We start from the raw sequence: 25,154 nt of genomic DNA, 5'->3' as shown, positions 1-25,154 counted from the left end.
GCACGGCCGCACAAGGGGGCGCATGGCCAATATGGTCATGGCATGACGACCGAGTCCGACTCCTTCCCCAAACGGCACGCCCGCACCCAGCGGTTCACGCTCGGCGCGCCGCGTTCGTTCACCGTGGCACCCGATGGTTCACGGGTCGCCTTCCTGCGCTCCGGCACCGGTACGGACCGGGCCAACGCCCTGTGGATCCTGGACGTCGAGAAGGGCGGGGAGCGCGTCGCCGCCGACCCGCGCGCCCTGCTCGGCGGCGCCCAGGAGCGGCTGTCGCCCGAGGAACGGGCCCGGCGTGAGCGCAGCCGCGAGGGCGGCGCCGGGATCGTCGGCTACGCCACCGACGCCGCGGTCGAACTGGCCTCCTTCGCCCTGTCGGGGCGGCTTTTCGCGGCCGAGCTGAGGGTCGGCACCGCGCGCGAACTGTCCGTCCCCGGGCCGGTGATCGATCCCCGCCCCTCACCCGACGGCCGGCACGTCGCCTACGTCGCCGGGGGTGCCCTGCGCGTCGTGGGCGCCGAGGGGGACGGCGACAGGGCGCTGGCCGAGGCGGACGGCGAGGGCGTCACGTACGGGCTCGCCGAGTTCATCGCGGCCGAGGAGATGTCCCGCAGCCGGGGCTTCTGGTGGAGCCCGGACTCGGACCGGCTGCTGGTGGCACGCGTGGACGACACGCCGGTGCAACGCTGGTGGATCTCCGACCCGGCCCACCCCGAACGTGATCCACACCACGTGCCGTATCCGGCGGCGGGCACCCCGAACGCGGACGTACGGCTGTTCGTCGTCGATCTCGACGGGGGGCGCACGGAGGTTCTCTGGGACCGGGCCCGGTATCCGTATCTGGCGCGAGTGCACTGGTCAGCGGCGGGTGCACCACTGCTTCTCGTACAGGCGCGCGACCAGCGCAGCCAGCTCTACCTGGCGGTGGACACCGAGTCCGGCACGACCCGGATGGTGCACGCCGACGAAGATCCAACTTGGCTGGAACTCTTCCCCGGTGTGCCCTGCTGGAGCCCCTCGGGGCAGCTGGTGCGGATCGCCGACGAGGGCGGTGCACGGGTGCTGGCGGTAGGTGAACGACCGCTCACCGGGCCCCAGTTGCATCTGCGGGCGGTGCTGGACGTCGGCGCCGACGACGTGCTGGTCTCCGCTTCGGCGGGCGAGGAGGCGGCCGAGGCGGAGATCGGCGAGGTGCACGTGTACCGGGTGAACGAACTCGGCGTGGAGCGCCTGTCGCAGGAGCCCGGCGTGCACTCGGCGGTGCGCGCGGGGGGCGTGACCGTCCTCGTGTCCGCCACCCTCGACCGGCCCGGGGCGCGGGTCCAGGTGCTGCGGGACGGGAAGCCGGCGGCCACCGTCGCCTCGTATGCGGAAGACCCCGGTTTGTCCCCGCGCGTGACCCTCACTCAGGGGGGCGCACGGCGTGTCCCGTGCGCCGTGCTTATGCCAACGGACTACCACGGTGACGCCCCCCTCCCCGTCCTCCTCGACCCCTACGGTGGCCCGCACGGCCAGCGCGTCGTCGCCGCGCACAACGCCCACCTCACCTCCCAGTGGTTCGCCGACCAGGGGTTCGCCGTGGTCGTCGCCGACGGGCGGGGCACTCCGGGGCGCTCCCCCGCCTGGGAGAAGGCCGTCAAGGACGACCTGGCCGCCGTCGTGCTCCAGGACCAGGTGGACGCGCTGCACGCCCTAGCCGCCGACTTTCCGCTGGACCTGGACCGCGTCGCCATCCGGGGGTGGTCCTTCGGCGGCTACCTGGCCGCCCTCGCGGCGCTGCGCCGGCCGGACGTCTTCCACGCCGCCGTGGTCGGCGCCCCGGTCACCGACCTCAGGCTCTACGACACCCACTACCAGGAGCGGTACCTCGGCGACCCCGGCGAGCAGCCCGACGTCTACCGCCGCAACTCGGTGATCGACGACGCCGGGCTGGTCGACGCCGCCGAGCCGCACCGGCCCATGCTGGTCATCCACGGGCTGGCGGACGACAACGTGGTGGTCGCCCACTCGCTGCGCCTGTCGTCGGCCCTGCTGGCGGCCGGGCGGCCGCACGAGGTGCTGCCGCTGTCCGGCGTCACGCACATGACCCCGCAGGAGTCGGTCGCCGAGAACCTGTTGCTGCTCCAGGTGGACTTCCTGAAGCGGTCGTTGCCCGCACCGGCGTAGCGCGCCGACGTCACCCGTCCGCCGCCATCCTTAATACGCGGGCAACGCCACGGACGCCGTCCCGGTACACGTCCGCGTGACGCTGGTCGACGTACGGCCGTGCGGGTGCCGTAAGCGGGCCGGGGGAACGCCATGTCGCCCCGGCCCGCTGCCCGTCAGCCGCCGTCGACGTCCTCCCGGTGCGAACCGTGCGGTCCGTTCGCTCCGTGCGGTCCGTTCGCTCCGTGCGGTCCGTTCGCTCCGTGCGGTCCGTTCGCTCCGTGCGGTCCGTTCGCTCCGTGCGGTCCGTTCGCTCCGGACGGTCCCGACGGTCCGGGTGTCCCCGTCTCCTCCGGCGGCACCACCCGCTTCTCCTCCGCGAAGTGGCACGCCGAGTCGTGGGCCGCGGGTCCGGCAACGCCCCGGAACTCGGCGGGGACGGCCAGGGCCGGCACCTCTAGCGCACACCGCTCCCGCGCCTTCCAGCAGCGGGTGCGGAAGCGGCAGCCGGAGGGGATGTTCGTCGGGGACGGGACGTCGCCGGCCAGGATGATCCGCTCGCGGTGCTCCCGGGCCTCCGGGTCGGGCACCGGGACGGCGGACAGCAGCGCCTGGGTGTAGGGGTGGGTCGGGTGGTCGTAGATCTCCGCGTCCCGGCCCGTCTCCACGATGCGGCCCAGGTACATCACGCCGACCCGGTCCGAGATGTGCCGGACGATCGACAGGTCGTGGGCGATGAAGATGTAGGACAGGTCGAACTCGTCCTGGAGGCGGCCCATCAGGTTGATCACCTGGGCCTGCACGGACACGTCGAGGGCCGAGACCGGCTCGTCGGCGACGATGATCTCCGGGCGCAGCGCCAGCCCCCGCGCGATGCCGATGCGCTGGCGCTGGCCGCCGGAGAACTGATGGGGGTAGCGGTTGATGTACTCCGGGTTCAGGCCGACCACGTCCAGCAGGTCCTGGACCCGCCCCCGCCGGTCGCCCTTCGGGGCCACCTCGGGGTGGATGTCGTACGCCTCGCCGATGATGTCGCCCACCGTCATGCGGGGGTTGAGGGAGGTGTACGGGTCCTGGAAGACCATCTGGATGTTCCGGCGTACGGACTTCAGGGCCTTGCCCGACAGGCGGGTGATGTCCTCGCCCTTGTAGCGGATCTCACCGGCCGTCGGCCGTTCCAGGTTGACCAGCATCTTGGCGACCGTGGACTTGCCGCAGCCGGACTCGCCGACGATGCCGAGGGTCTCGCCGCGGGCCAGCTCGAAGTCCACCCCGTCGACGGCCTTGACCGCGCCGACCTGCTTCTTGAAGAGGATGCCGGAGGTCAGCGGGTAGTGCTTGACCAGGCCGCGGACTTCGAGGATCGGCTCGGTGGTCTCAGCCATGCAGGCACTCCCTCCAGAAGTGGCAGGCGCTGCCCCGCTCGGCGTCGGACTCCGTCACGTCGTACAGGGGCGGTACGTCGGTGCGGCAGACGTCCTGGGCCATCGGGCAACGGGGGTGGAAGGCGCAGCCGGGCGGGATGCGGGTGAGGTTGGGCGGCAGGCCCTTGATGGCGTAGAGCTCCTGGCCCTTCTGGTCGAGGCGCGGGATGGATTCCAGGAGGCCGCGGGTGTACGGGTGGGCGGGCGCCTTGTAGATGTCGTGGACCGGGGCCGTCTCCACGATGCGGCCCGCGTACATGACCGCGATCTTGTCGGCGACGTCGGCGACCACACCGAGGTCGTGGGTGATGAGGATGAGCCCCATGTGCAGCTCGCGCTGGAGCTCCGCGAGCAGGTCCATGACCTGGGCCTGGACGGTGACGTCGAGAGCGGTGGTCGGTTCGTCGGCGATGATCAGCTTGGGTTCCAGGGCCATCGCCATCGCGATCATGATGCGCTGGCGCATGCCGCCGGAGAACTGGTGCGGGTACTGCTTCACCCGCTCCCGGGCGGCCGGGATGCGCACCCGGTCCATCAGCTCGACGGCCTTGGCATGGGCGTCCTTGCGGGACATGCCGCGGTGCACGGTGAACATCTCGGCGAGCTGGGCGCCGACGGTCAGGACGGGGTTCAGCGAGGACAGCGCGTCCTGGAAGATCATCGCCATCTCGGCGCCGCGGACCTTCCGGCGTTCCTCCTCCTTCAGCTTCAGCAGGTCCCTGCCCTCGAAGAGGATCTCCCCCGCGGTGACCCTGCCGGGCGGGATGTCGAGGATGCCCATGATCGTCTGGGCGGTGACGGACTTGCCGGAGCCGGACTCGCCGAGCACCGCGAGGGTCTCGCCCGCGTCCACGCCGTAGCTGACGCCGTTGACGGCCTTGGCGACGCCGTCGCGGGTGTGGAACTCCACGTGCAGGTCGCGCACTTCGAGCAGCATGCGGCGGCTCACCTCAGCTTCGGGTCGAGGGCGTCGCGCACCGCGTCGCCGAGCATGATGAACGCGAGGACGGTGATGGCGAGGGCTCCGGAGGGCCAGAGCAGGGCGTGCGGGGCGTTGCGCACGTAGGGGGCGGCGGAGGAGATGTCGATGCCCCAGGAGACGCTGGGCGGCTTGAGACCGACGCCGAGGAAGGACAGGGTCGCCTCCAGGGAGATGTAGGTGCCGAGCGCGATGGTCGCCACGACGATGACGGGGGCCACGGCGTTGGGCGCGATGTGCCGCAGCAGGAGGCGGGAGTTGGAGGCGCCCAGGGCGCGGGCCGCCTGGACGTAGTCGTTCTGCTTGGCCGTGATGACGGAGCCGCGGGCGATGCGGGAGATCTGCGGCCAGCCCAGCAGCACGATGAAGCCGATGACCGGCCAGATGGTGTTGCTGGTGATGACGGAGAGCAGCACGAGACCGCCCAGGACGACCGGGATCGCGAAGAAGATGTCGGTGATCCGGGACAGGACCGCGTCCCCGCCGCCGCCGAAGAACCCGGCGAGGCCGCCGAGGACGCTGCCGAGCAACGCGACGCCGAGCGTGGCGAGGATGCCGACCGCCACCGAGGTGCGGGCGCCGTAGACGGTGCGGGTGTAGACGTCGCAGCCCTGGCCGTTGAAGCCGAAGGGATGGCCGGGCTGGGAGCCCTCCTGGGCCTTGGCCAGGTCGCACTTGAGAGGGTTGCCGGAGGCGATCAGGGACGGCCAGACGGAGATGACGATCAAGAACAGGATCACCAGGGCCGAGATGATGAAGACGGGGTTGCGGCGCAGGTCGTGCCAGGCGTCGGACCACAGGCTGCGGGGCTTTTCCCGCGGGTCCGCGCCGTCCGGCCCCGGCGGCTGCTCCAGCGTGACCGCCTCGCTCGCGCCGAGGTCCATCGTGCCGCCCATTCCGGTGCCGGCGATGGCGCGCTCGGGCTCGTAGGGCTCCTGATCAGGCATAGCGGATCCTCGGGTCGAGTACGGCGTACAGGAGGTCGACGACGAGGTTGGCGACGAGGAAGACGAGGACCAGGACGGTGACGAAGCCGACCACGGTCTGGGTGTTCTGGCGCAGGATGCCCTGGTAGAGCTGGTAGCCGACGCCGTGGATGTTGAAGATCCGCTCGGTGACGATGGCGCCGCCCATCAGGGCGCCGATGTCGGTGCCGATGAAGGTGACGACGGGGATGAGGGAGTTGCGCAGCAGGTGCCGGGTGATGACCCGGTGGCGGGGCAGCCCCTTGGCGATGGCGGTGCGGACGTAGTCGGAGCGCCGGTTCTCCGCGATGGAGGTGCGGGTCAGCCGGGTGACGTAGGCCAGCGAGACCGAGGCGAGGACCAGACCGGGGACGATCAGCTCGCCGAAGGCCGCCTCGGACGAGACGGCCGGGTCGATCCAGCCCCACTTGACGCCGAGCAGCAGCTGGAGCAGCAGACCGGTGACGAAGGTGGGCACGGAGATGACGACGAGGGTCAGCAGCAGCACCCCGGTGTCGACGGGGCGGCCGCGGCGCAGGCCGGTGACGACGCCGAGGATGATGCCGACGACGATCTCGAAGAGGATCGCGACGATGGTCAGCCGGATGGTGACCGGGAACGCCGTGCCCATCAGCTCGGTGACCGGCTGGCCGTTGAAGGCGGTGCCGAAGTCGCCGGTGAAGACGTTGCCCATGTAGGTGGCGTACTGCTGCCACACGGGCTGGTCGAGGCCGAACTCGTGCCGCAGCTGCGCGGCCGTCGCCGGGTCGCACTCCCGGTCGCCGCACAGCCCCGCGATGGGGTCGCCCATCACGTTGACCATCAGGAAGATCAGCAGCGTGGCCCCGATGAAGACCGGGATCATCTGGAGCAGCCGCCGGACGACGTAGCGTCCCATGGAGCCCGCCCCCTCAGCCGACCTTGATCTCGTTGTAGACCGGGACGCTGAACGGGTTGAGCTTGACGTCGGAGAGCCGGTCGGAGTAGCCGGCGCTGCCGTTCTGGTACCAGAGCGGGATGGCGGCCATGTTGTCCCGGACGACCTCCTCGGCCTGCTGGAAGGTCTGGACGGCCGCGGCGGTGTCGGTCTGGCCGTTGGCCTTGTCGACCAGGTCGTCGAACTTCTGGTTGGACCACTTGCCGTCGTTGGAGGAGGCGTTGGTGTAATAAAGCGGCTGGAGGAAGTTCTGGATGAGCGGGTAGTCCATCTGCCAGCCGGCGCGGAAGGGACCGCTCATCTTCTGGTCGGTGATCTGGTTGCGGAAGTCGGCGAAGGTGCCGACCGGGTTCCCGGCGCAGGCGCGGTCGTTGTCCAGGGCGTTGTTGATGGAGTTGCAGACCGCGTCGACCCACTGCTTGTGGGAGCCGGTGTCGGCGTTGTACGTGATCTTGACCTGGCCGCCGGGGAGTCCGCCGCCCTCCTTGACCAGCTTCTTGGCCTCTTCCGGGTTGTACTCGCAGGCGTCGCCGCACAGGCCCGGCTTGTAGCCGCCGTCCTTGCCGAGGACCGGCGAGGTCCAGTCGGTGGCCGGGGTGCGGGTCTGCTGGAAGATCGTGTCGGTGATCTGCTTGCGGTCGATGGCCATGGACAGGCCCTTGCGGACCTTCTCGGAGCCCGACTTGTTCCAGTCGTTGTCGTAGAACGGGAAGGCGAGGGTCTGGATGATGCCGGCGGGGGTGTTGATGTACCGGTCGCCGAGGTCGTTCTTGACGTTCTTGAGCTGGGAGGCGGGCACGTCGTCGACGAGGTCGAGGTTGCCCGCGATCAGATCGGTGTAGGCGGTGTTGTTGTCGGTGTAGACCTTGAGGTCCACGCCGCCGTTCTGCGCCTTGTCCGGGCCGGGGTAGTCGTCCCACTTGCGCAGGGACATCTGCGAGCCGCGGGCGTAGTTGTCGACCTGGTAGGGGCCGTTGCCGATCGGCTTCTTCAGCCAGGCGTCGTGGTCGTCGAAGAACGCCTTGGGCAGCGGCGCGAAGGCGTTGTAGCCGAGGGTGTCGGGGAAGCTGGAGAACTTCTGGTTGAGCTTGACGGTGAAGGTGAGGGGGCCGGTCACCTTCAGCCCGGAGAGCGTGTCGGCACTCTGCGAGCCGCTCTCGGGGTGCACCTTGTCGTAGCCGTCGATGTAGGCGAAGAAGTAGGCGTTGCGCTGGTTGTTCTTCAGGCTCGCGCCGTAGTTCCAGGCGTCCACGAAGGACTGGGCGGTGACCTTCTCGCCGTTGTTGAAGGTCCAGCCGTCCTTGACCGTGACGGTGTAGTTCTGCGAGTCGGAGGTCTCGATCTTCTCGGCGAGCATGTTCTGTGCCTCGCCGGTGTCGGGGTCGTACTTCTTCAGATTCCGGAAGATCATGTCGAGGACCTTGCCGCCCTGCACCTCGTTGGTGTTGGCCGGCTCCAGCGGGTTCTGGGGGTCGCCCCAGGAGGAGCTGAGCACCCCTCCGCCGTCCCCGCCGCTGCCGCCGTCGCCGCCCCCGCCGCCGCAGGCCGTCGCCGCGAGGACTACCGCCGCCGCGCAAGCGGCCCATTTGGCGTGCGTGGCTCCGCGCATGGAGTGCCTCCTCGTGCTCTGACTCGTCTGCTGGTCGCTTCCGGGCCAGCTTCAGGGGGAGTACTCGGTGGCGCACACCCGTACGGTCCATACGGGTTGCGGGTGTCCTCCGGACGGGTGCGGGGGCGTGCCCGCATGCGGAAGGGCGGCGGCGGGAGCCTTCCTCCCGTCGCCGCCCTTTTCCTGCCGTCCTCTTCCGATCAGTTCTTGGAGAGCGCCGCACCCCCGTCGGCGTCGTCCTCCATGCCCTTCAGGCCCGGGTCCATGACGATGTCCCCGGCCCTGGCCTCCGTGGAGCCTTCCTCAGGGAAGTGGCAGGCCGTCAGGTGACCCTCGCGGTTCCCGGAGAGCTGCACGAGCGGCGGCTCCTCGGTGGCGCACTTGTCCTGCGCCTTCCAGCACCGGGTGCGGAACCGGCAGCCGGAGGGCGGCGAGATCGGCGAGGGCACATCGCCCTCGAGGCGGATCCGCTCCCTTTTGTCCGCGTCGAGGTCCGCCTCGGGCACGGCCGACAGCAGAGCGTGCGTGTACGGGTGACGGGGGCGGTTGTAGAGCGAGTCGCGGTCGGCGATCTCCACGATCTTGCCCAGGTACATCACCGCGACGCGCTGCGAGAAGTGCCGGACGACGGCCAGGTCATGGGCGATGAAGACGAACGCGATCCCCATCTCCCGCTGCACCTCCTGCAGCAGGTTCACCACCTGGGCCTGGATCGACACGTCGAGCGCCGAGACCGGTTCGTCGGCCACGATGAGCTTCGGCTCCAGAGCGACGGCGCGGGCCACACCGATGCGCTGTCGCTGGCCACCGGAGAACTCGTGCGGGAAGCGGTTGTAGTGCTCCGGGTTGAGGCCGACGATCTCCAGGAGCTCCCGGACGCGCTTCTCCCTGCCGCCGGGCGGGTTGATCCCGTTGATCTCCATCGGGCCGGAGATGATCGTGCCGACCGTCTGCCGCGGGTTCAGCGAGGCGTACGGGTCCTGGAAGATCATCTGGATCTCGGACCGGATGGGCGCCAGCTGCCGCCGGTTGGCGCGGCTGATGTCCTGGCCCTTGTACTCGATCGTGCCCTGGGTGGGCTCGTACAGACGGGTCAGCAGCCGGCCGGTGGTCGACTTGCCGCAGCCGGACTCGCCGACGAGGCCGAGGCTCTCGCCCGGGTAGACCTCGAAGTCGACGCCGTCGACGGCCTTGACGTGGCCGACGGTGCGCTTGATCGGGAAGCCGCCCTTGATGGGGAAGTGCTTCGCCAGCCCGCTGACCTTGAGGAGCGGTGCGGTCTCGCCGTCCCGCTGCTGCGGGAAGCTGTCGGCCACCGCTGTGGTGGTCTTGCTGTTGTCGCTCATGGTGATGCCCCAGTCGCCGGTTTCCGCTCAGCCCAGCCGGGGCTGAATCTTGTCGATGAACACCTGCTGCCGCTGGTCACCCGTCAGGTGACAGGCGGCCGCCCGACCGCCCGGGAGCACGGGACGCTCACCCGAGCAACGGCCGCCCGACACCAGGTCGGTGAAGCCGCACCGCGGGTGGAACGCGCACCCGGAGGGCGGGTTCATCAGGGAGGGCGGCGATCCGGGGATCGGCATCAGCGGCTCGTCGACGTCGGAGGTGAGGTTCGGCATCGAGCTGAGCAGGCCCCAGGTGTACGGGTGCTGCGGGGTCTTGAGCACCTCGCGCACCGTTCCCCGCTCCACGGCCCGGCCCGCGTACATGACCATGATGTCGTCGGCCATGTTGCCGACCACGCCCAGGTCGTGGGTGATCATGATGATCGCGGAGCCGAACTCCTGCTGGAGGTCCTTGAGCAGGTCGAGGATCTGCGCCTGCACGGTCACGTCGAGTGCCGTCGTGGGCTCGTCCGCGATGAGCAGGTCCGGGTCGCAGGCGAGGGCCATGGCGATCATGGCGCGCTGGCGCATACCGCCGGAGAACTGGTGCGGGTAGTCGTCGACCCGCTGCTGCGGGTGCGGGATGCCGACCTTCTGCAGCAGGTCGATGGCGCGCACCCGGGCGTCCTTCTTGGACGCGCCGTTGTGCTTCATGAACGGCTCCGCGATCTGGCGGCCGACCGTGTAGTACGGAGACAGCGCGGTCAGCGCGTCCTGGAAGATCATCGCCATCTTCTTGCCACGCAGCTTCTCGAGCTGCTTCTCGCCGGCGTCGGTCAGCTCCTGACCGTCCAGGGTGATCGATCCCTCGATCGCGGTCTTGCGGCGGTCGTGCAGGCCGAGGACGGCCAGGTTGGTCACCGACTTGCCGGAGCCGGACTCGCCCACGATGCCGAGGGTCTTGCCCCGCTGCAGGTCGAAGGAGAGCCCGTCCACCGCCTTGACGACGCCGCCCTCGGTGGAGAAGTGGACCTTGAGGTCGCGCACCGAGAGAAACGCGTCCCCCGCGGCGGCGGCCGGGGCCGCTTCGGGCTTGGTCTGAGTGGTCACGGTGGGTTCTCCTAGGACAGGCGCACGCGCGGGTCGATGACGGCGTACACGGCGTCCACGATCAGGTTGAAGACGATGATGAGCGCGGCACTGACCAGCATGACGCCCATCAGCATCGGCAGGTCCTTGTCACGGACGGAATCCAGGGCCAGCCGGCCGATACCGGCCAGGCCGAACGTCATCTCGGTGACCATGCCACCGCCCATGAGGGCGGACAGGTCCATGCCGAGGATGGTGACGACGGGGACGAGCGATCCGCGCCACGCGTACCGGAAGAACGTGTAGTTGCCCGACATGCCCTTGGCACGGGCTGCTCTCACGTGTTCTTCCTGCAGTTGCTCGATCATCGACGACCGGCTCATACGCGTGTAGTTGGCGGTGAAGATGGTCGCCATGACGACCCAGGGGATCAGCAGTCCCATGAACCATCCGCCGAGGTCCTCGGAGAACGGCACGTACTTCGGCTTCTCGAGCCAACCGGTGCTGTACACGAACCACAGCACCACGAGCGGGCCGAGGAAGTAGATCTGCAGGGAGCTGATGACCAGCGACCCGGAGCTGAACACCTTGTCGACCCAGGTGCCGCGCTTCTTGGCGGCCAGCAGACCGGCGCCGAGGCCGATCGTGAGGAAGACCAGCAGGCTCCCGACGGTCAGTGAGACGGTCACCGGGAAGCGGTCGAGGATGGTGTCCCAGACGTTCTGGTCGTTCGCGAAGGAGACGCCGAAGCAGGGGGCGCTGCAGTGGCCCACGGCGAAGTCGCGGCCGGCGAAGATACCGACCAGGAAGTTCCAGTACTGGACGGTGACCGGCTTGTCGAGACCCAGGTTCTTGTGAATGATCTCCAGCGCGTCCGGAGTGCAGTTCTTGCCACAGGCCAGCAGCGCCGGGTCCTGCGGGATCGCGAAGAACATGAAGAAGGTGAAGGCGCTGATCAACACCAGGATCAGTACCGCGCCGAAGGACCGGCGAATGAGGAATTGAAGCATGGCAGACAGCTGCTCTCAGGACTGCGGCAGTCGGATGGGGAGGTCTGGAGGGGTACCGGGCCCGGTGGTGGGCGCTCCGCCGCGCGCCACCACCGGATTCCCGACCGTACGGACTACTTCTTGAGGAAGATCCGGGTCACGTCCACGTAGCTCGAGTCCGAGCTGTAGCGGATGCCGCCGATGTTCGAACCGAAGATCTGGAAGACCTTGGTGTAGTAGATCGGGGCGGCCGGGTTGACTTCCTTGGAGATGTACTCGTTCAGCTCGGCCCACGCCTTGGTGGCCTCGGCCGTGTCGGTGATCTGCTGGATGCGCTTGATCTCCGAGTTGACGTGGTCGTCGTTGATGTGCGAGTAGTTCGACGCGCCGTCCTGGATCTGCGTGCCGTCGTACACCGGCGGGATGACCGTGGAGGCGGACGGCCAGTCCTGGCCCCAACCGGTCATGTACAGGTCGTAGCCGTTCTTGACCTTGCCGACCTGCTCGTACCAGGTGGCGGAGTCGATCTCCTTCTTCTGGATGTCCAGACCGATCTTCTCGAGGGCGTCGGCGATCAGGACGGCCTGCTTCTGGCGGGTCGGCGTGTTGCCGTAGGCGTAGACGAGGCTCTTGCCCTCGAAGCCGCCCTCCTTGATCAGCTTCTTGGCGGCTTCGATGTCGCCGTTCGGCTTCTTGAGCCGGTTGAACGGGTCGAACTTCTCGTCGTAGCCCGGGGTCGTCGGCGACATCAGCGAGTTGGCGACCTCACCGCCGTAGGCACCGCCGTCGGCCTTGAAGACGGCGTCGGAGGGCAGCGCCAGGGTGATCGCGTCACGGAGCTTCTTGTCCTTGACCCGGTCCAGGTTGAAGTTGAGCTGCCACACGTACGGGGCGTAGCCCTGGATCGTGCGGTTCTTCATCACGTCCTTGTCGCCGACGACCTTCTGCAGCTGCGTCGTGGCGACCTGACCCGTGAACATCATGGCGTTCTTGGCCTCGCCCTGGTCGGCGAGAAGGGTCTTGGTCTGGTCCTCGTCGTCGTGGTTCATCGAGATGTTGAACCCGTCGACGTACTGGTGGCGCACCGAGTCGGACTTGGGGTCCCACTGCGTGTTCTTGACCAGCTTCATGGACTTGCCGGGCTTGAACTCGGCGATCTTGTAAGGACCGACGGCGACGGGGGCGGAGTCGTACTTCTCCTTGGTGTCCGTCTCCTCCGGGACGACGCTGTAACCGGGCATGGTCAGCATCTGCGGGAGGTCGGGGCGGGCCGTCTTGAAGTGGAAGACAATCGTCTTGTCGTCCGGCGTCTCCAGGACGTTGTTGGGCAGGTGCTTGCCCTTGTCCGGGCCGGCGTACGCGTCGCGGTAGGTGGTGCCGTCGCCGGACAGCCACTGCTGCAGGTACGTCGGACCGTCGGTGATGAAGTTGGAGTACAGGCGCTCGACCGTGTGGCGGATGTCGGCCGAGTTGATCGGGTTGCCGTTGGCGTCCTTCAGGTTGTCCTTGAGGGTGTACGTCCAGGTCTTGCCGCCGTCGGACGCCTTGCCCGCGTCGGTGGCGAGGTCGCCCACGACGGTCAGGTTGCCGTTCTCGTCCTCGTCGTACTGGGTCAGACCGCGGAAGATGAGACGGCTGAGCAGCTTGCCGTCCGAGACGTAGATCTGCCCCGGGTCCAGGTGGGAGAAGTCCGCCTCCTGGTAGACGATCGCGGTGCCGCCGGGCTTGGCGCCCGGGACCTCGGGAGCCGGACCGGTGGACGCCTGCGCATCGCCGATCTGGACCGGCTTCGACTGCGACTTGGCGTCTTCCTTCTTCTTGCTGTTGTCCTTGGCGGAGCCGTTGCTGTCGCCACCACCGCAGGCGGTGAGGGTCAGGGCGCCGGCGGCGACTGCGACTATCGCGGCCGTCGCGGTGCGGTTACGGAGAATGCTCATGAGGACGAATCCACCTGCCTGTGAGTAGTGAGCACTGCTGGTACGTGGCCGGGACCGGGCTGAGCGGCGCCGAACCGGCCGGGCGAGGATGTGGGGGGTTCCCCGGGCCTCAGCGGTTTCCCTTGGGGTCGAAGGCGTCCCGGACCGAGTCGCCGAGGAGGTTGAAGGCCACCATGAAGACCACCATGGCCACTCCGGGGAAGAGCATGTAGTACGGGTCCTGCTCGACGATGTCGGCGCCGATGGCGAACATCCGACCCCAGTCCGGCGTGGGTTCGACGTATCCGACACCCACGAAGGACAGGAACGCGATGCTGAGGATGGTGCTCGGCAGCGTCAGCGTCGCCTGCACCAGCGTCGGAGTGACGATGTTGGGCAGCAGTTCCTTGCGGAGGATGCGCCAGGGCGAGGCCCCGGAGATACGTGCCGCCTCGATGAACTCCCGGTCGCGCAGGGACATCGTGGCACCGCGGACGATGCGGGCCATGCTCATCCAGCCCAGGAACGAGAGCACGATGATGATCGCGGAGGCACGCACGTAGGTCGGTGTCTCCTTGTCGGGAGCCACGAACACGGTGGTGATGACGGGCATCGCGGCGACGAAGAACAGCTGGCTGGGCAGGGCCATGAAGAAGTCGGTGATCCGGCCGAGCCAGTAGTCGATCTTCCCGCCGAAGTAGCCGCCGGCGAGGCCGATCAGGACGCCCAGCACCGTCATGATGATGGTCGCCGCCAGCGCGGTGGCCATCGAGTTGCGCATGCCGTACAGCAGCTGGGTGAACACGTCACGGCCCAGGCCCGGCTCGATGCCGAACCAGAAGTCGCCGTCGATGCCGCCGAAGGGCGCGGCGGGCATGGTGAACATGTCCAGGAGGTCGGGGTTCTCCTGACCGTACAGCGTGTACGGGTCCTTGCCGTACAGCTTCGAGATCAGCGGGGCCGCCGCGGCGATCACGAAGAAGAACAGGACGATGCAGGCGGAGATCACACCGGCCCGGTCGCGCTTGAAGCGCGCCCACATCAACTGGCTGGGCTTGCGCCCTTCCGGCTCCTTGGGCTTCGGGGCGTCACCCTGCGGCGCGCTCTCTTTGTCCAAGACGGAAGAGGCTTCTGCACCCTCAATCTCGATTGGACTCGTCATGATTCGTCCATTTCACAGGTTGGAGGTCGTCGGGCGTGCACGGAGCCGACGGCCTTCGCACGGCGTACGTCTTGCGCAGCGCGCGAGGGGAACAACGACGGAGGGGCGACACCGCCCCGGGAGAACCCTGGCTCACGGTCGGGCTACCGACCGGCGGCGCACGACGTCAAGGAAGTTCGCGACGTCGGGCCGCTGCCGCGTCGATCCGGACGGCACTGAACGCACCCGCGGGGCCTACACCTGCCATCGGGGACGACACGACCCATATGGCGCTTGTGGCACCTCGCATGGGTTCCTCCTCATGAATCCGCTGGTTCACCGCAAAGAGGAGCACGCGACACGTTCCAGCCATCGACTGATGATGGGATCGCCGTGCGCCCTCACGCTCGCGAGCCTGCGCCCCGTCAGCGCGTGACCCGTTTATCCGAGCTCTACGCGCCTAACTATCTGCCATCCTCCGGGGAACGAACCACAGGTTCGAGGTCTCGGTTCGATCACAGATAGGGGCCAGATCTTTCAAAATCCGGACAAAGGGTTTGGTGCGAGATCGCTGCGAAACGGACTTGTTACACATCTAACGGAGGTGACTGTCCGTATAGCGGACGTGTGCGCGACAGAAATTGATTGCGCGTAGCGTGTGCCGAGGTGCAAGCTGACCCGCAGGTATGTCCTGCGCCCGGACCCGCCCGTCCGATCCGGCCATCGGGCTCCCGGATGCGGCTGTCCGCCGGCACCCCGGGCGGAGTGTTCCCGCGCAGGTTAGTGCGGTCCCGCCCGCCCTGGACCGGCCCACCGGGAAATCGAGGGTTTTCCCTACACCTGCGCCGGCCGTACGACGAACGGCACCGCCCACCACGACTCGCGTGGTGGGCGGTGCCGTTCGTCGTACGGTGCCGTGAGGCGCGCGGTCAGCCGTGCTTGGCGCGGCTCGCGGCGCGGGCGCGCTCGCGGGCGTCCAGGTTCACCTTGCGGATGCGAACGGCCTCCGGGGTCACCTCGACGCACTCGTCGTCGCGGCAGAACTCCAGCGACTGCTCCAGCGAGAGCTTGCGCGGCGGGACGATCGACTCGGTCACGTCGGCCGTGGACGACCGCATGTTGGTGAGCTTCTTCTCCTTGGTGATGTTGACGTCCATGTCGTCGGCGCGGGAGTTCTCGCCGACGATCATGCCCTCGTACACCTCGGTGCCGGGCTCGGTGAAGAGCACGCCGCGCTCCTGGAGGTTCGTCATCGCGAACGCGGTGACGGCGCCGGAGCGGTCGGCGACCAGCGAGCCGTTGTTACGGGTCGTCAGGGTGCCGAACCAGGGCTCGTGGCCCTCGTGGATGGAGTGGGCGATGCCGGTGCCGCGGGTCTGGGTGAGGAACTCCGTCCGGAATCCGATCAGACCGCGCGAGGGCACCACGAACTCCATGCGGACCCAGCCCGAGCCGTGGTTGGACATGTTGTCCATCCGGCCCTTGCGGACGCCCATGAGCTGCGTGACCGCGCCCATGTGCTCCTCGGGCACGTCGATCGTCATGCGCTCGACGGGCTCGTACGTCTTGCCCTCGACCTCCTTGGTGACGACCTGCGGCTTGCCGATGGTCAGCTCGAAGCCCTCGCGGCGCATCTGCTCGACCAGGATGGCCAGCGCCAGCTCACCGCGGCCCTGCACCTCCCAGGCGTCCGGGCGGTCGGTGTCCAGGACGCGGAGCGAGACGTTGCCGATCAGCTCGCGGTCCAGGCGGTCCTTGACCTGTCGGGCGGTGACCTTGCGGTCCTTGACGGCCGCCTTGTTGTCCGCGCCCTTGCCGGTGGCGCCGCGGCCGACCAGCGGGGAGGTGTTGGTGCCGATCACCATGGAGATCGCGGGCTCGTCCACCGTGATCAGCGGCAGCGGGACCGGGTTCTCCTGGTCGGCCAGGGTCTCGCCGATCATGATGTCGGGGATGCCGGCGACCGCGCAGATGTCACCGGGGCCGGCCTTCTCGGCGGGCTTGCGGGTGAGCGCCTCGGTCATCATCAGCTCGGAGATCCGCACGTTCTGCACGGAGCCGTCGCGCTTCATCCAGGCGACGGTCTGGCCCTTCTTCAGCTCGCCCTGGTGCACGCGCAGCAGCGCGATGCGGCCGAGGAAGTTGTCGGCGTCCAGGTTGGTGACGTGCGCCTGGAGCGGGGCCTCGGCGTCGTAGGTCGGCGCCGGGATGTAGTCCAGGATCGTCGAGAAGAACGGCTCCAGGCTGGTGGAGTCGGCGGGGACCGTGCCGTCCTCGGGCTTGGTGAGGGAGGCGACGCCGTCGCGGCCGCAGGCGTAGACGATCGGGAACTCGATCTGCTCCTCGTCGGCGTCCAGGTCGAGGAAGAGGTCGTAGGTCTCGTTGACGACCTCGTCGATCCGGGCGTCCGGACGGTCCGTCTTGTTGATGCACAGGATGATCGGCAGCCGCTGGGCGAGCGCCTTGCGCAGCACGAAGCGGGTCTGCGGCAGCGGACCCTCGGAGGCGTCCACGAGCAGCACGACACCGTCGACCATCGACAGACCGCGCTCGACCTCGCCGCCGAAGTCGGCGTGGCCGGGGGTGTCGATGATGTTGATCGTGATCGGGTCCCCGCCGTCCTTCGGGTGGTACTTCACCGCGGTGTTCTTGGCGAGGATCGTGATGCCCTTCTCACGCTCCAGGTCGTTCGAGTCCATCATGCGGTCGTCGACGGAGTCGAGCTGGTGCGCCGCGAAGGCACCGGCCTGCTTGAGCATTCCGTCGACGATCGTGGTCTTGCCGTGGTCGACGTGGGCAACGATGGCGACGTTGCGGATGTCGTGACGCGTGGTGGACGCGGTCATATGAGGCGTACTCCCGGAGGGTGTGATGACGGCCCTCGCGGACGTCCGTGTCACGCGGGCCTGCCGGGCGGTACATGCCACGGCCTCACCCAATGGTACGGGGCTCCGGAGACTGCGGCTTGCCGGGAGGGTTCAGGACGAGGAAGACGACGTGGACGGGGCGGAGGGACGGGAGCCCTGGGCGCCCTTCTCGAGGAAGCCCATGTCCTCGTAGACCGGCGTCTCGAAGCCGAAGGCTCCCGCGTTGGCCAGGTTCTTGCGGGCCACCGTCAGCTGGGGGCGCTGGTAGAGCGGGATGGAGCCGGCGGCCGCCCAGATCCGCGAGTCCGCCTTGCGCAGCAGGTCCCGCGCCTCCTTCTGGTCCAGGGTGGTCATGGCCCGGTCGAAGAGCTGGTCGACCTGGTCGGTGCCGACCCGGGTGTAGTTCTGCGCGACGTTCAGGGAGCCGTCGGCGGCCGGGACGGGCTTGGCGTAGATGGGGCGGGCGTCGGTGGCCGGGAAGGCGGAGGCGGGCCAGGAGTAGAGCGCCAGGTCGTACTCGCCGGCGGCGACGTGGTCCTTGAAGTAGCTCTCGTCCGGCACCTTGGTGATCTCGGTGCCGATGCCGATCTCCTTCAGCATGTCCGTGATGCGGTCGGCCACGGTGCGCAGGGTCTTCGAGCCGGGGCCCGAGGGGAGTACGAAGCGCAGGGTGAGCGCCTTGCCGTCCTTGGCGAGCGGGGCCGCCACCGAGCCGGCCGGGGCCGCGGTGCCCTTGGGCGCGTAGGCGCCGGGGGCGCCGCCCTGGGCGGTGTTCTTGCCGCTGCTGTGCTTCTCGCCACTTTCCCGGTCGGTGCCGCCGTCGCTCTTGTCGTCCGCGTTCTTGTCGTCCGCGTTCTTGTCGTTCTCGCCGACGATGTACGTGCCGTCGTCGTCGCCCTCGGTCTTCTTCTCCTTGCCCTCGTCCTTCTCGTCCTTCTCGTCCTTCTCGGCGCCGGCCGCCTTCTCGCCGTCCTTCTTCACCGGGCCGCCGCGCACCCACCCGGCGTCCGCGAGCAGGGCCCGGGCCTCCTTGGCGTTCTGCTCGCCCAGCGCGCCGCTGCCGTCGGCGTAGGCGGGCTGGCCGGACAGGGCGAGGTGGCTGCCGACGGGCTCGGCGGGCAGGCCGAGCGGCCTCAGCACCGTCTCGGCCAGCTTCTCGCGGTCCAGGGCGCGGGCCACGGCCCTGCGGACACGCTCGTCGGCGAGGGGGCCGCCGGAGCCGTTGAGGGCGAGCTGGGTGTAGGCGGGTTCCAGCGACTTGCGGACCTCGAAGCCGCTCAGCGCCTTCTGCCGGCGCACGGCCTTCGCCTCGGCCTCGCGCCGCTCCTCGCGGGCGAGGATCTCCTCTTCCGCGGCCTCCTCGTCGGAGCCGTTGGCTACGGCCCAGGAGCGCAGCGCCTCGGCGGCGGACCTGCCCTGGGCGCTCGCGGCCGGGGAGCCCTGCGGGCCCATCAGCGGGGTGCCGGTGGCCGGGTCCCGGGGCGCCGCGGCCAGGGTGACCTCGTCGGCGGTCTCCGGGTCGATCTCGGCGAGGTCGAGCTTGCCGGCGACGAGTTCGGAGACGCGCTCGTCGCGGGGTACGGCGCGCAGCACGATCTTGTCCAGCTTCGCCGGCGCGCCCCACCAGCGCGGGTTGCCGGTGAGGACGACCTGGTCGGCCTTGGTGTCGACCTTCTTGACCGTGAAGGGCCCGGCGGTGACCTTGAGCGACCGCCGCGCGCCGTCGTTGAAGGCATCGGGGGTGCCCATGACGTCCTTCGGGTACAGCGGCGAGAACAGGGCCTTCCAGTCGGCGTAGGGCCGGCTGAAGGTGACCTTGACCTCGAGGTCGTCGGCGCCGCGCTCGATCTTCTCGATCCGGTCGTAGCCGGCGTTGCGGGCGGTCCAGTAGGCGCTGTCCTTGCCGGACAGGGCGCGCCACTGGGCGGCGAAGTCCGCGGCGCCGATCTCCCGTCCGTCGCTCCAGACGGCCTGCTGGTTCAGTTTGTAGACGACGACCTGCTTGGGCTCGGTGTCGACGACGTCGGCCGACTCCAGGTAGTCGGGGTTGCGCACCGGGCTGCCCTTCTCGTCCATCCGGTACATCGAGGGCAGCACGGCCTGGGCGACGCGGGTCGTGGTGGCGTCGGCGTCCGACTGGAAGGTGTTCAGCGTGTCCGGCACGGAGTCCACGGCCCAGCGCAGGGTGCCGCCGTCGGAGACGGAGGCGCGGGTCACGGCGGCGACGTCCTGTGCGGCGAGCGGCTTGCCGGCCGCGTCCTCGGAGGTGCAGCCGGCCAGCGCGGGGACCGCGAGGACACCCGCGGTGAGGAAGGCGACCGAACGCATGACCGCGCGCGGTCCGACGCCGACGTGGGACATCTCTGCTACCTCCGGAAGGCCGCGTTTGCTGCGTGGTGCCGCATTTGCCGTATGTGCGGTATTGAAGTTGATCATTTGTATGCGGACGGGGATGCGGCCACTGAAGGGGAAACGGTTCGGCGAGGCCGGGAGACACGGCGACGACGGTGCACAAGCTCACCCGTGCGGCTCAACCCCGCCCGCCTTCCACCGACACGCCCCGGCCAATCGGTGCACATGCCTTCCCAGCGGCCGGTGTGACGCGCGACACTCTCAGGCGCATGCGCGTCGCCCCCGAGCCCGGCCCGGCGACTGTCTGCCGTGTCCGACGGAAGTGAGGTCACGTCTTGTCCGTGCACGACGATCTGTCATCCGTGCAGCGCAGCCTCGACGAACTGGCCCGGACGGTGACCCGGCTGGAGCAGCAGCTGGGCAGCGGCGGCCTGGAGGTCCGCCGGGTCCGCACCGACGCCGACCACCTGCGCGAGAGCCTCGCGCTGCTGCGGGCGGCGGCTGCCGCGCCGGACGCGCCGAAGCGTCCGGACCTCGTACCGATCCCCGACACTCCGTACGACGGCTCGCTGTGGACGGACTCGGACGACGAGGGCCTCGGCGCCCGCGACCGCCGCGCCCCCTGATCCCGACCCGACCGACCGGAGTCGCCCAGTGGCCACTGGTACGGAACCCCCAGCCACCGCCCCCCGTACGCGCCGCGGCGTGCACACCCCGACGCGCGCCGCCATCCGCGCCCCGCACCTGCGCACCGACCGCTGGTGGCTGGCACCGGCCGCCACCGCGGCGGGCCTGCTGGCCTTCGTCGTCTACTCGACCTGGCGGGCCTTCGCGAACGCCGACTACTACGCGGCCCCCTATGTCTCGCCCTTCTACTCCCCCTGTCTGGCGGAGAACTGCGAGCCGATGCGCTCGGGGCCCAACTGGGAGATCTTCGGCACCTGGTGGGGCATCTCCCCCGCGATCATCATCCTGATCTTCCCGCTCGGCTTCCGCCTGACCTGCTACTACTACCGCAAGGCCTACTACCGGGGCTTCTGGGCGTCCCCGCCGGCCTGCGCGGTGGCCGAGCCGCACCGGAAGTACACCGGCGAGACCCGCTTCCCGCTGATCCTGCAGAACGTCCACCGGTACTTCTTCTACGCGGCGCTCCTGGTCGCGGGCATCCTCACCTACGACACCGTGCTCGCCTTCCGCGACGAGCACTACGCGTGGGGGCACATGGGACTCGGCACACTGGTGTTCCTGGCCAACATCGCGCTGATCTGGGCCTACACCCTCTCCTGCCACTCCTGCCGGCACATCGTCGGCGGCAGGCTCAAGCACTTCTCGCGGCACCCCGTGCGCTACCGGATGTGGCAGCTGGTCGGCCGGCTCAACGCCCGGCACATGCAGCTCGCCTGGGCGTCGCTGGTGAGCGTGGCGCTCGCCGACTTCTACGTGTATCTCGTCGCGTCCGGTGTCTTCGACGATCCGAGGTTGTTCTGATGTCCGTGGTCGACCGGCAGGAGTGGGACGTCGTCGTGGTGGGCGCGGGCGGCGCCGGGCTGCGCGCCGCCGTCGAGGCCCGCGAGCGGGGCGCCCGTACGGCCGTGATCTGCAAGTCGCTGTTCGGCAAGGCGCACACCGTGATGGCCGAGGGCGGCATCGCCGCCTCCATGGGCAACGTCAACTCCGGCGACAACTGGCAGGTCCACTTCCGCGACACCATGCGCGGCGGCAAGTTCCTCAACCAGTGGCGGATGGCCGAGCTGCACGCCCAGGAGGCCCCGCAGCGGGTGTGGGAGCTGGAGACCTGGGGCGCGCTGTTCGACCGTACGAAGGACGGCCGGATCTCGCAGCGCAACTTCGGCGGTCACGAATACCCGCGCCTCGCCCACGTCGGCGACCGTACGGGCCTGGAGCTGATCCGCACCCTCCAGCAGAAGATCGTCTCGCTGCAGCAGGAGGACTTCCGCGAGACCGGGGACCACGAGTCCCGGCTGAAGGTCTTCCAGGAGTGCACGGTCACCCGCGTGCTCAAGGAGGACCGCAAGGTCTGCGGGGTCTTCGGTTACGAGCGCGAGACCGGCCGCTTCTTCGTCCTCCAGGCACCCTCGGTGGTGATCGCCACCGGCGGCATCGGCAAGTCGTTCAAGGTGACGTCGAACTCGTGGGAGTACACGGGCGACGGCCACGCCCTGGCGCTGCTGGCCGGGGCGCCGCTGCTCAACATGGAGTTCGTGCAGTTCCACCCGACCGGCATGGTCTGGCCGCCCTCGGTCAAGGGCATCCTCGTCACCGAGTCGGTGCGCGGCGACGGCGGGGTGCTGCGCAACTCCGAGGGCGAGCGGTTCATGTTCGACTACATCCCCGACGTCTTCAAGGAGAAGTACGCCGAGTCGGAGGAGGAGGGCGACCGCTGGTACGACGATCCGGACCACAACCGGCGCCCGCCCGAGCTGCTGCCCCGCGACGAGGTCGCCCGCGCCATCAACGCCGAGGTGAAGGAGGGCCGCGGCTCCCCGCACGGCGGGGTCTTCCTGGACGTGTCAACCCGGATGTCCGCCGACGTGATCCGGCGCCGACTGCCCTCCATGTACCACCAGTTCAAGGAGCTGGCGGACGTGGACATCACGGCGGAGGCGATGGAGGTCGGGCCCACCTGCCACTACGTGATGGGCGGGATCGCCGTCGACTCCGACACCGCCGCCGCCCGCGGAGTACCGGGGCTGTTCGCGGCCGGTGAGGTGGCCGGCGGGATGCACGGCTCCAACCGGCTGGGCGGCAACTCGCTCTCCGACCTGCTGGTGTTCGGCCGCCGGGCGGGCCGGTACGCGGCCGAGTACGCGGCGGGGCAGACGCACGAGGGCACCCGCGCCCGGGTCGACGACGCGCAGGTCGACGCCGCCGCCGCGGAGGCGCTGCGGCCGTTCTCCGCCGAGGCGCACGAGCCCGCCGACGGCCCGCCGGAGAACCCGTACACCCTGCACCAGGAACTCCAGCAGACCATGAACGACCTGGTCGGCATCATTCGCCGCGAGGCGGAGATGAAGCAGGCCCTGGAGAAGCTGGCCGAGCTGCGGACCCGGGCCCGCCGGGCCGGGGTGGAGGGGCACCGGCAGTTCAACCCGGGCTGGCACCTGGCCCTGGACCTGCGCAACATGCTGCTGGTCAGCGAGTGCGTGGCGCGGGCCGCGCTGGAGCGCACCGAGTCGCGCGGCGGGCACACCCGCGAGGACCATCCGTCGATGGACCGGCGCTGGCGCCCGGCCAATCTGGTCTGCTCGCTGGCCGACCCGTCGGGCGGACTCGCGGCGACGGACCCGGAGCGCGGCCGGATCGCGCTGGAGCGGCAGACCACCGAGCCGATCCGGCCCGACCTGCTCGCCCTCTTCGAGAAGGAGGAGCTGGTGAAGTACCTCGCCGACGAGGAACTGGAGGGCCTGTCCGAATGAGCGGCTACGAGGCCCGCTTCAAGGTGTGGCGCGGTGACGTGGAGGGCGGCGGCCTCGAGGACTTCACGGTCGAGGTGAACGACGGCGAGGTGGTCCTGGACATCATCCACCGCCTCCAGGCCACCCAGGCCCCCGACCTCGCGGTGCGCTGGAACTGCAAGGCGGGCAAGTGCGGTTCGTGCTCGGCGGAGATCAACGGGCGGCCGCGGCTGCTGTGCATGACCCGCATGTCCGTCTTCACCCGCGAGGAGACGATCACCGTCACTCCGCTGCGCGCCTTCCCGGTGATCCGGGACCTGGTGACGGACGTCGGGTTCAACTACACCAAGGCCCGCGAGGTCCCGGCCTTCGTGCCGCCCGCCGACCTCGGGCCGGGCGAGTACCGGATGATGCAGGAGGACGTGGACCGCTCGCAGGAGTTCCGCAAGTGCATCGAGTGCTTCCTGTGCCAGGACACCTGCCATGTCGTGCGGGACCACGAGGAGAACAAGCCCGCCTTCGCGGGCCCGCGCTTCCTCATGCGCGTCGCCGAGCTGGACATGCACCCGCTGGACGGCGCCGGTGACAGCGGCCCGGACCGCTCGCGCACCGCCCAGGACGACCACGGCCTCGGCTACTGCAACATCACCAAGTGCTGCACGGAGGTGTGCCCCGAGGGGATCCGGATCACGGACAACGCGCTGATCCCCCTGAAGGAGCGGGCCGTCGACCGCAAGTACGACCCGCTGGTGTGGCTGGGGTCGAAGATCGGGCGCCGGTCCCGGGACGGGTCCTAGCGCACCCACCCGTCCCGGTACGACGTCCAGTCCTCCTCCGTCGCCGCGAAGTCGATGTACGCCGCGACGCCGAACCGCTCCCGGTCGGCGTCCGTGCGGGACAGGCCGAGACGGACGCCGCGGACGGCGGCGGCGACGGTCTCCGCGTGGTTCCAGTGGCCGAAGCGGTTCTCGTGGTAGAAGGGCAGGCCCATCAGGAGGTGGGTCGTCGGCGGGGTGACCTCCAGGGCCAGCGAGGTCTGCTGGGCGACGTAGCCGCCGTACAGGCTCTCCAGGGGCTGCATGGTGTCGTACGACATGACGGCGATCTGGTCGACGCGGCGGGCGACCTGGCCGAAGAACTTCTGCGACCACCACTTGGGGTGTCCGGCGACCGTGCCCCAGAAGGAGTGGAAGCCCGGCAGCGGGTCGATCTGGTGGGCGGCGACGGAGAGCTGCGCGTCGCGGGCGCGGGTGACGGCGCGGATGTCGTCCAGGAGGGAGAGGTAGTTCCGGTCGCCGGAGTGCAGCGGCTCCAGGTCGAGATGGACTCCGTCGTAGCCCACGTCCAGGACCTGGCGGGCCGAGTCGACGACGGCGGCGCGGGTTTCGGCCTTCTCCAGACGCATGCCGTCGGGGCTTTCGGTGGCGAGGACGTCGCCGAGGAAGGCCTGGACGCGGATGCCGGGCATCTGGCGGTGCACGCCGTCCACCAGCCAGCGGGCCCTGGGATAGCGGGATTTCGGCAGGGTGCCGTCGTGTTCCATGGGGCCGGTGTGGACGTACAGGTCGCGGATTCCGGTGGTCTTCAGTTCCCGGGCCAGCGCCTTGAGGTCCGCGTCCTTCTTGCGGCCGTCGACCCAGGCGTGGCCGAGCCACATCGCGTCGCGGTTGCGGGTGTGGGTGCCGTCGGCCGGGTCGCCCATGTAGTTGACGCGGAGGGCGGTCTCGGCGGTGAGGAGGGGGACCAGGAGGACGAGGACGATGGCGAGCACCGTTCGGCGGATGCGGATGCCGGTGCGGCGGCGCGTTCGTCGGGACGCCTCGGCTTCGCCTTCGGCATCCCTGTTCCCACCCGTACCACCCGTGCTGCTGTCGGGTGCGGGTGGCCCAGGTGGCCCGTCCTCGCCGTCGGCGGCTGCCGGTTCGGGTTTTCTCGGTTCCGTGTCCTCCACCGTGTCCCCTCCCTGTGGTCCGGCCCCCAACTCGCGGTGGCCGGAAATC

At 69.3% G+C, this 25,154-nt stretch carries 18 protein-coding genes; 5 read left to right on the top strand and 13 right to left on the bottom strand.

What is annotated here, in order from left to right:
* Window positions 1-42 precede the first annotated feature (42 nt).
* Window positions 43-2,166, top strand: a complete 2,124-nt coding sequence (locus tag AB0P07_RS03405) for a prolyl oligopeptidase family serine peptidase (RefSeq protein ID WP_365544386.1) — start codon at window positions 43-45, stop codon at window positions 2,164-2,166.
* A gap of 155 nt (window positions 2,167-2,321) precedes the next feature.
* Here AB0P07_RS03405 and AB0P07_RS03400 read toward each other — a convergent pair whose 3' ends face one another.
* The 12 genes from AB0P07_RS03400 to AB0P07_RS03345 form a co-directional block, all read right to left on the bottom strand.
* Window positions 2,322-3,530, bottom strand: a complete 1,209-nt coding sequence (locus AB0P07_RS03400) for a dipeptide ABC transporter ATP-binding protein (protein ID WP_365544383.1) — start codon at window positions 3,528-3,530, stop codon at window positions 2,322-2,324.
* Window positions 3,523-4,506, bottom strand: a complete 984-nt coding sequence (locus AB0P07_RS03395; RefSeq protein WP_164414774.1) for an ABC transporter ATP-binding protein — start codon at window positions 4,504-4,506, stop codon at window positions 3,523-3,525. Before AB0P07_RS03395 ends, AB0P07_RS03400 begins: the two co-directional genes overlap by 8 nt.
* Window positions 4,507-4,514: 8 nt before the next feature.
* Complete coding sequence (locus AB0P07_RS03390; RefSeq protein ID WP_365544380.1) at window positions 4,515-5,495, bottom strand: ABC transporter permease; 981 nt, start codon at window positions 5,493-5,495, stop codon at window positions 4,515-4,517.
* Window positions 5,488-6,411: an ABC transporter permease gene (locus AB0P07_RS03385; RefSeq protein ID WP_087789635.1), complete on the bottom strand. Its 924-nt coding sequence runs from the start codon at window positions 6,409-6,411 to the stop codon at window positions 5,488-5,490. The genes AB0P07_RS03390 and AB0P07_RS03385 overlap by 8 nt, the downstream gene beginning before the upstream one ends.
* Before the next feature lie 13 nt (window positions 6,412-6,424).
* Window positions 6,425-8,059 (bottom strand): ABC transporter substrate-binding protein, encoded by a 1,635-nt coding sequence (locus AB0P07_RS03380; RefSeq protein ID WP_365544376.1) that lies wholly within the window; start codon window positions 8,057-8,059, stop codon window positions 6,425-6,427.
* A 200-nt stretch (window positions 8,060-8,259) separates the two neighbouring features.
* Window positions 8,260-9,405: a dipeptide ABC transporter ATP-binding protein gene (locus AB0P07_RS03375; RefSeq protein ID WP_365544374.1), complete on the bottom strand. Its 1,146-nt coding sequence runs from the start codon at window positions 9,403-9,405 to the stop codon at window positions 8,260-8,262.
* Between the two features lie 27 nt (window positions 9,406-9,432).
* Complete coding sequence (locus AB0P07_RS03370; RefSeq protein ID WP_365544371.1) at window positions 9,433-10,494, bottom strand: ABC transporter ATP-binding protein; 1,062 nt, start codon at window positions 10,492-10,494, stop codon at window positions 9,433-9,435.
* Window positions 10,495-10,505: 11 nt separating this feature from the next.
* Window positions 10,506-11,483: an ABC transporter permease gene (locus AB0P07_RS03365; RefSeq protein WP_365544368.1), complete on the bottom strand. Its 978-nt coding sequence runs from the start codon at window positions 11,481-11,483 to the stop codon at window positions 10,506-10,508.
* 113 nt (window positions 11,484-11,596) lie between these two features.
* A complete protein-coding gene (locus AB0P07_RS03360; protein ID WP_365544365.1) occupies window positions 11,597-13,399 on the bottom strand; it encodes an ABC transporter substrate-binding protein in 1,803 nt (600 codons plus the stop codon).
* A gap of 109 nt (window positions 13,400-13,508) precedes the next feature.
* Entirely contained in the window at window positions 13,509-14,540 is a 1,032-nt protein-coding gene (locus AB0P07_RS03355) for an ABC transporter permease (protein WP_365544362.1), read from the bottom strand.
* Between the two features lie 908 nt (window positions 14,541-15,448).
* Complete coding sequence (gene typA, locus AB0P07_RS03350; protein ID WP_362350025.1) at window positions 15,449-17,365, bottom strand: translational GTPase TypA; 1,917 nt, start codon at window positions 17,363-17,365, stop codon at window positions 15,449-15,451.
* 132 nt (window positions 17,366-17,497) lie between these two features.
* Window positions 17,498-19,747 (bottom strand): ABC transporter family substrate-binding protein, encoded by a 2,250-nt coding sequence (locus tag AB0P07_RS03345; RefSeq protein WP_365544358.1) that lies wholly within the window; start codon window positions 19,745-19,747, stop codon window positions 17,498-17,500.
* Between the two features lie 326 nt (window positions 19,748-20,073).
* On the opposite strand from AB0P07_RS03345, the gene AB0P07_RS03340 reads away from it, so the two are divergent.
* The 4 genes from AB0P07_RS03340 to AB0P07_RS03325 are packed head-to-tail and all read left to right on the top strand — an operon-like array spanning window position 20,074 to window position 23,951.
* A complete protein-coding gene (locus tag AB0P07_RS03340) occupies window positions 20,074-20,364 on the top strand; it encodes a hypothetical protein (RefSeq protein WP_061442720.1) in 291 nt (96 codons plus the stop codon).
* A gap of 28 nt (window positions 20,365-20,392) precedes the next feature.
* On the top strand, window positions 20,393-21,226 hold the full coding sequence (locus tag AB0P07_RS03335; RefSeq protein WP_365544354.1) for a hypothetical protein: 834 nt from the start codon (window positions 20,393-20,395) through the stop codon (window positions 21,224-21,226).
* Complete coding sequence (locus tag AB0P07_RS03330) at window positions 21,226-23,175, top strand: fumarate reductase/succinate dehydrogenase flavoprotein subunit (RefSeq protein ID WP_365544351.1); 1,950 nt, start codon at window positions 21,226-21,228, stop codon at window positions 23,173-23,175. The genes AB0P07_RS03335 and AB0P07_RS03330 overlap by 1 nt, the downstream gene beginning before the upstream one ends.
* On the top strand, window positions 23,172-23,951 hold the full coding sequence (locus tag AB0P07_RS03325; protein WP_365544349.1) for a succinate dehydrogenase/fumarate reductase iron-sulfur subunit: 780 nt from the start codon (window positions 23,172-23,174) through the stop codon (window positions 23,949-23,951). Before AB0P07_RS03330 ends, AB0P07_RS03325 begins: the two co-directional genes overlap by 4 nt.
* Here the strand turns inward: AB0P07_RS03325 and AB0P07_RS03320 are convergent.
* Window positions 23,948-25,135: a glycoside hydrolase family 18 protein gene (locus AB0P07_RS03320; RefSeq protein WP_365544346.1), complete on the bottom strand. Its 1,188-nt coding sequence runs from the start codon at window positions 25,133-25,135 to the stop codon at window positions 23,948-23,950. The genes AB0P07_RS03325 and AB0P07_RS03320 overlap by 4 nt on opposite strands.
* Between the last annotated feature and the right edge of the window lie 19 nt (window positions 25,136-25,154).

This window comes from Streptomyces sp. NPDC085944 (genome assembly GCF_040686295.1).
Classification (GTDB): Bacteria; Actinomycetota; Actinomycetes; order Streptomycetales; family Streptomycetaceae; genus Streptomyces; species Streptomyces salinarius.
Note: the sequence above shows the minus strand (reverse complement) of the source record. Positions and strands in the feature narration are given on the sequence as shown.

What these genes read in the sequence shown, in the direction of transcription:
- AB0P07_RS03390 (WP_365544380.1), bottom strand. Translation starts at nt 5,495, where the DNA reads ATGCCTGATCAGGAGCCCTACGAGCCCGAGCGCGCCATCGCCGGCACC.
- AB0P07_RS03375 (WP_365544374.1), bottom strand. Translation starts at nt 9,405, where the DNA reads ATGAGCGACAACAGCAAGACCACCACAGCGGTGGCCGACAGCTTCCCG.
- AB0P07_RS03325 (WP_365544349.1), top strand. Translation starts at nt 23,172, where the DNA reads ATGAGCGGCTACGAGGCCCGCTTCAAGGTGTGGCGCGGTGACGTGGAG.
- AB0P07_RS03400 (WP_365544383.1), bottom strand. Translation starts at nt 3,530, where the DNA reads ATGGCTGAGACCACCGAGCCGATCCTCGAAGTCCGCGGCCTGGTCAAG.
- AB0P07_RS03365 (WP_365544368.1), bottom strand. Translation starts at nt 11,483, where the DNA reads ATGCTTCAATTCCTCATTCGCCGGTCCTTCGGCGCGGTACTGATCCTG.
- AB0P07_RS03345 (WP_365544358.1), bottom strand. Translation starts at nt 19,747, where the DNA reads ATGTCCCACGTCGGCGTCGGACCGCGCGCGGTCATGCGTTCGGTCGCC.
- AB0P07_RS03405 (WP_365544386.1), top strand. Translation starts at nt 43, where the DNA reads ATGACGACCGAGTCCGACTCCTTCCCCAAACGGCACGCCCGCACCCAG.
- AB0P07_RS03395 (WP_164414774.1), bottom strand. Translation starts at nt 4,506, where the DNA reads ATGCTGCTCGAAGTGCGCGACCTGCACGTGGAGTTCCACACCCGCGAC.
- AB0P07_RS03360 (WP_365544365.1), bottom strand. Translation starts at nt 13,399, where the DNA reads ATGAGCATTCTCCGTAACCGCACCGCGACGGCCGCGATAGTCGCAGTC.
- AB0P07_RS03380 (WP_365544376.1), bottom strand. Translation starts at nt 8,059, where the DNA reads ATGCGCGGAGCCACGCACGCCAAATGGGCCGCTTGCGCGGCGGCGGTA.
- AB0P07_RS03385 (WP_087789635.1), bottom strand. Translation starts at nt 6,411, where the DNA reads ATGGGACGCTACGTCGTCCGGCGGCTGCTCCAGATGATCCCGGTCTTC.
- AB0P07_RS03330 (WP_365544351.1), top strand. Translation starts at nt 21,226, where the DNA reads ATGTCCGTGGTCGACCGGCAGGAGTGGGACGTCGTCGTGGTGGGCGCG.
- AB0P07_RS03355 (WP_365544362.1), bottom strand. Translation starts at nt 14,540, where the DNA reads ATGACGAGTCCAATCGAGATTGAGGGTGCAGAAGCCTCTTCCGTCTTG.
- typA (WP_362350025.1), bottom strand. Translation starts at nt 17,365, where the DNA reads ATGACCGCGTCCACCACGCGTCACGACATCCGCAACGTCGCCATCGTT.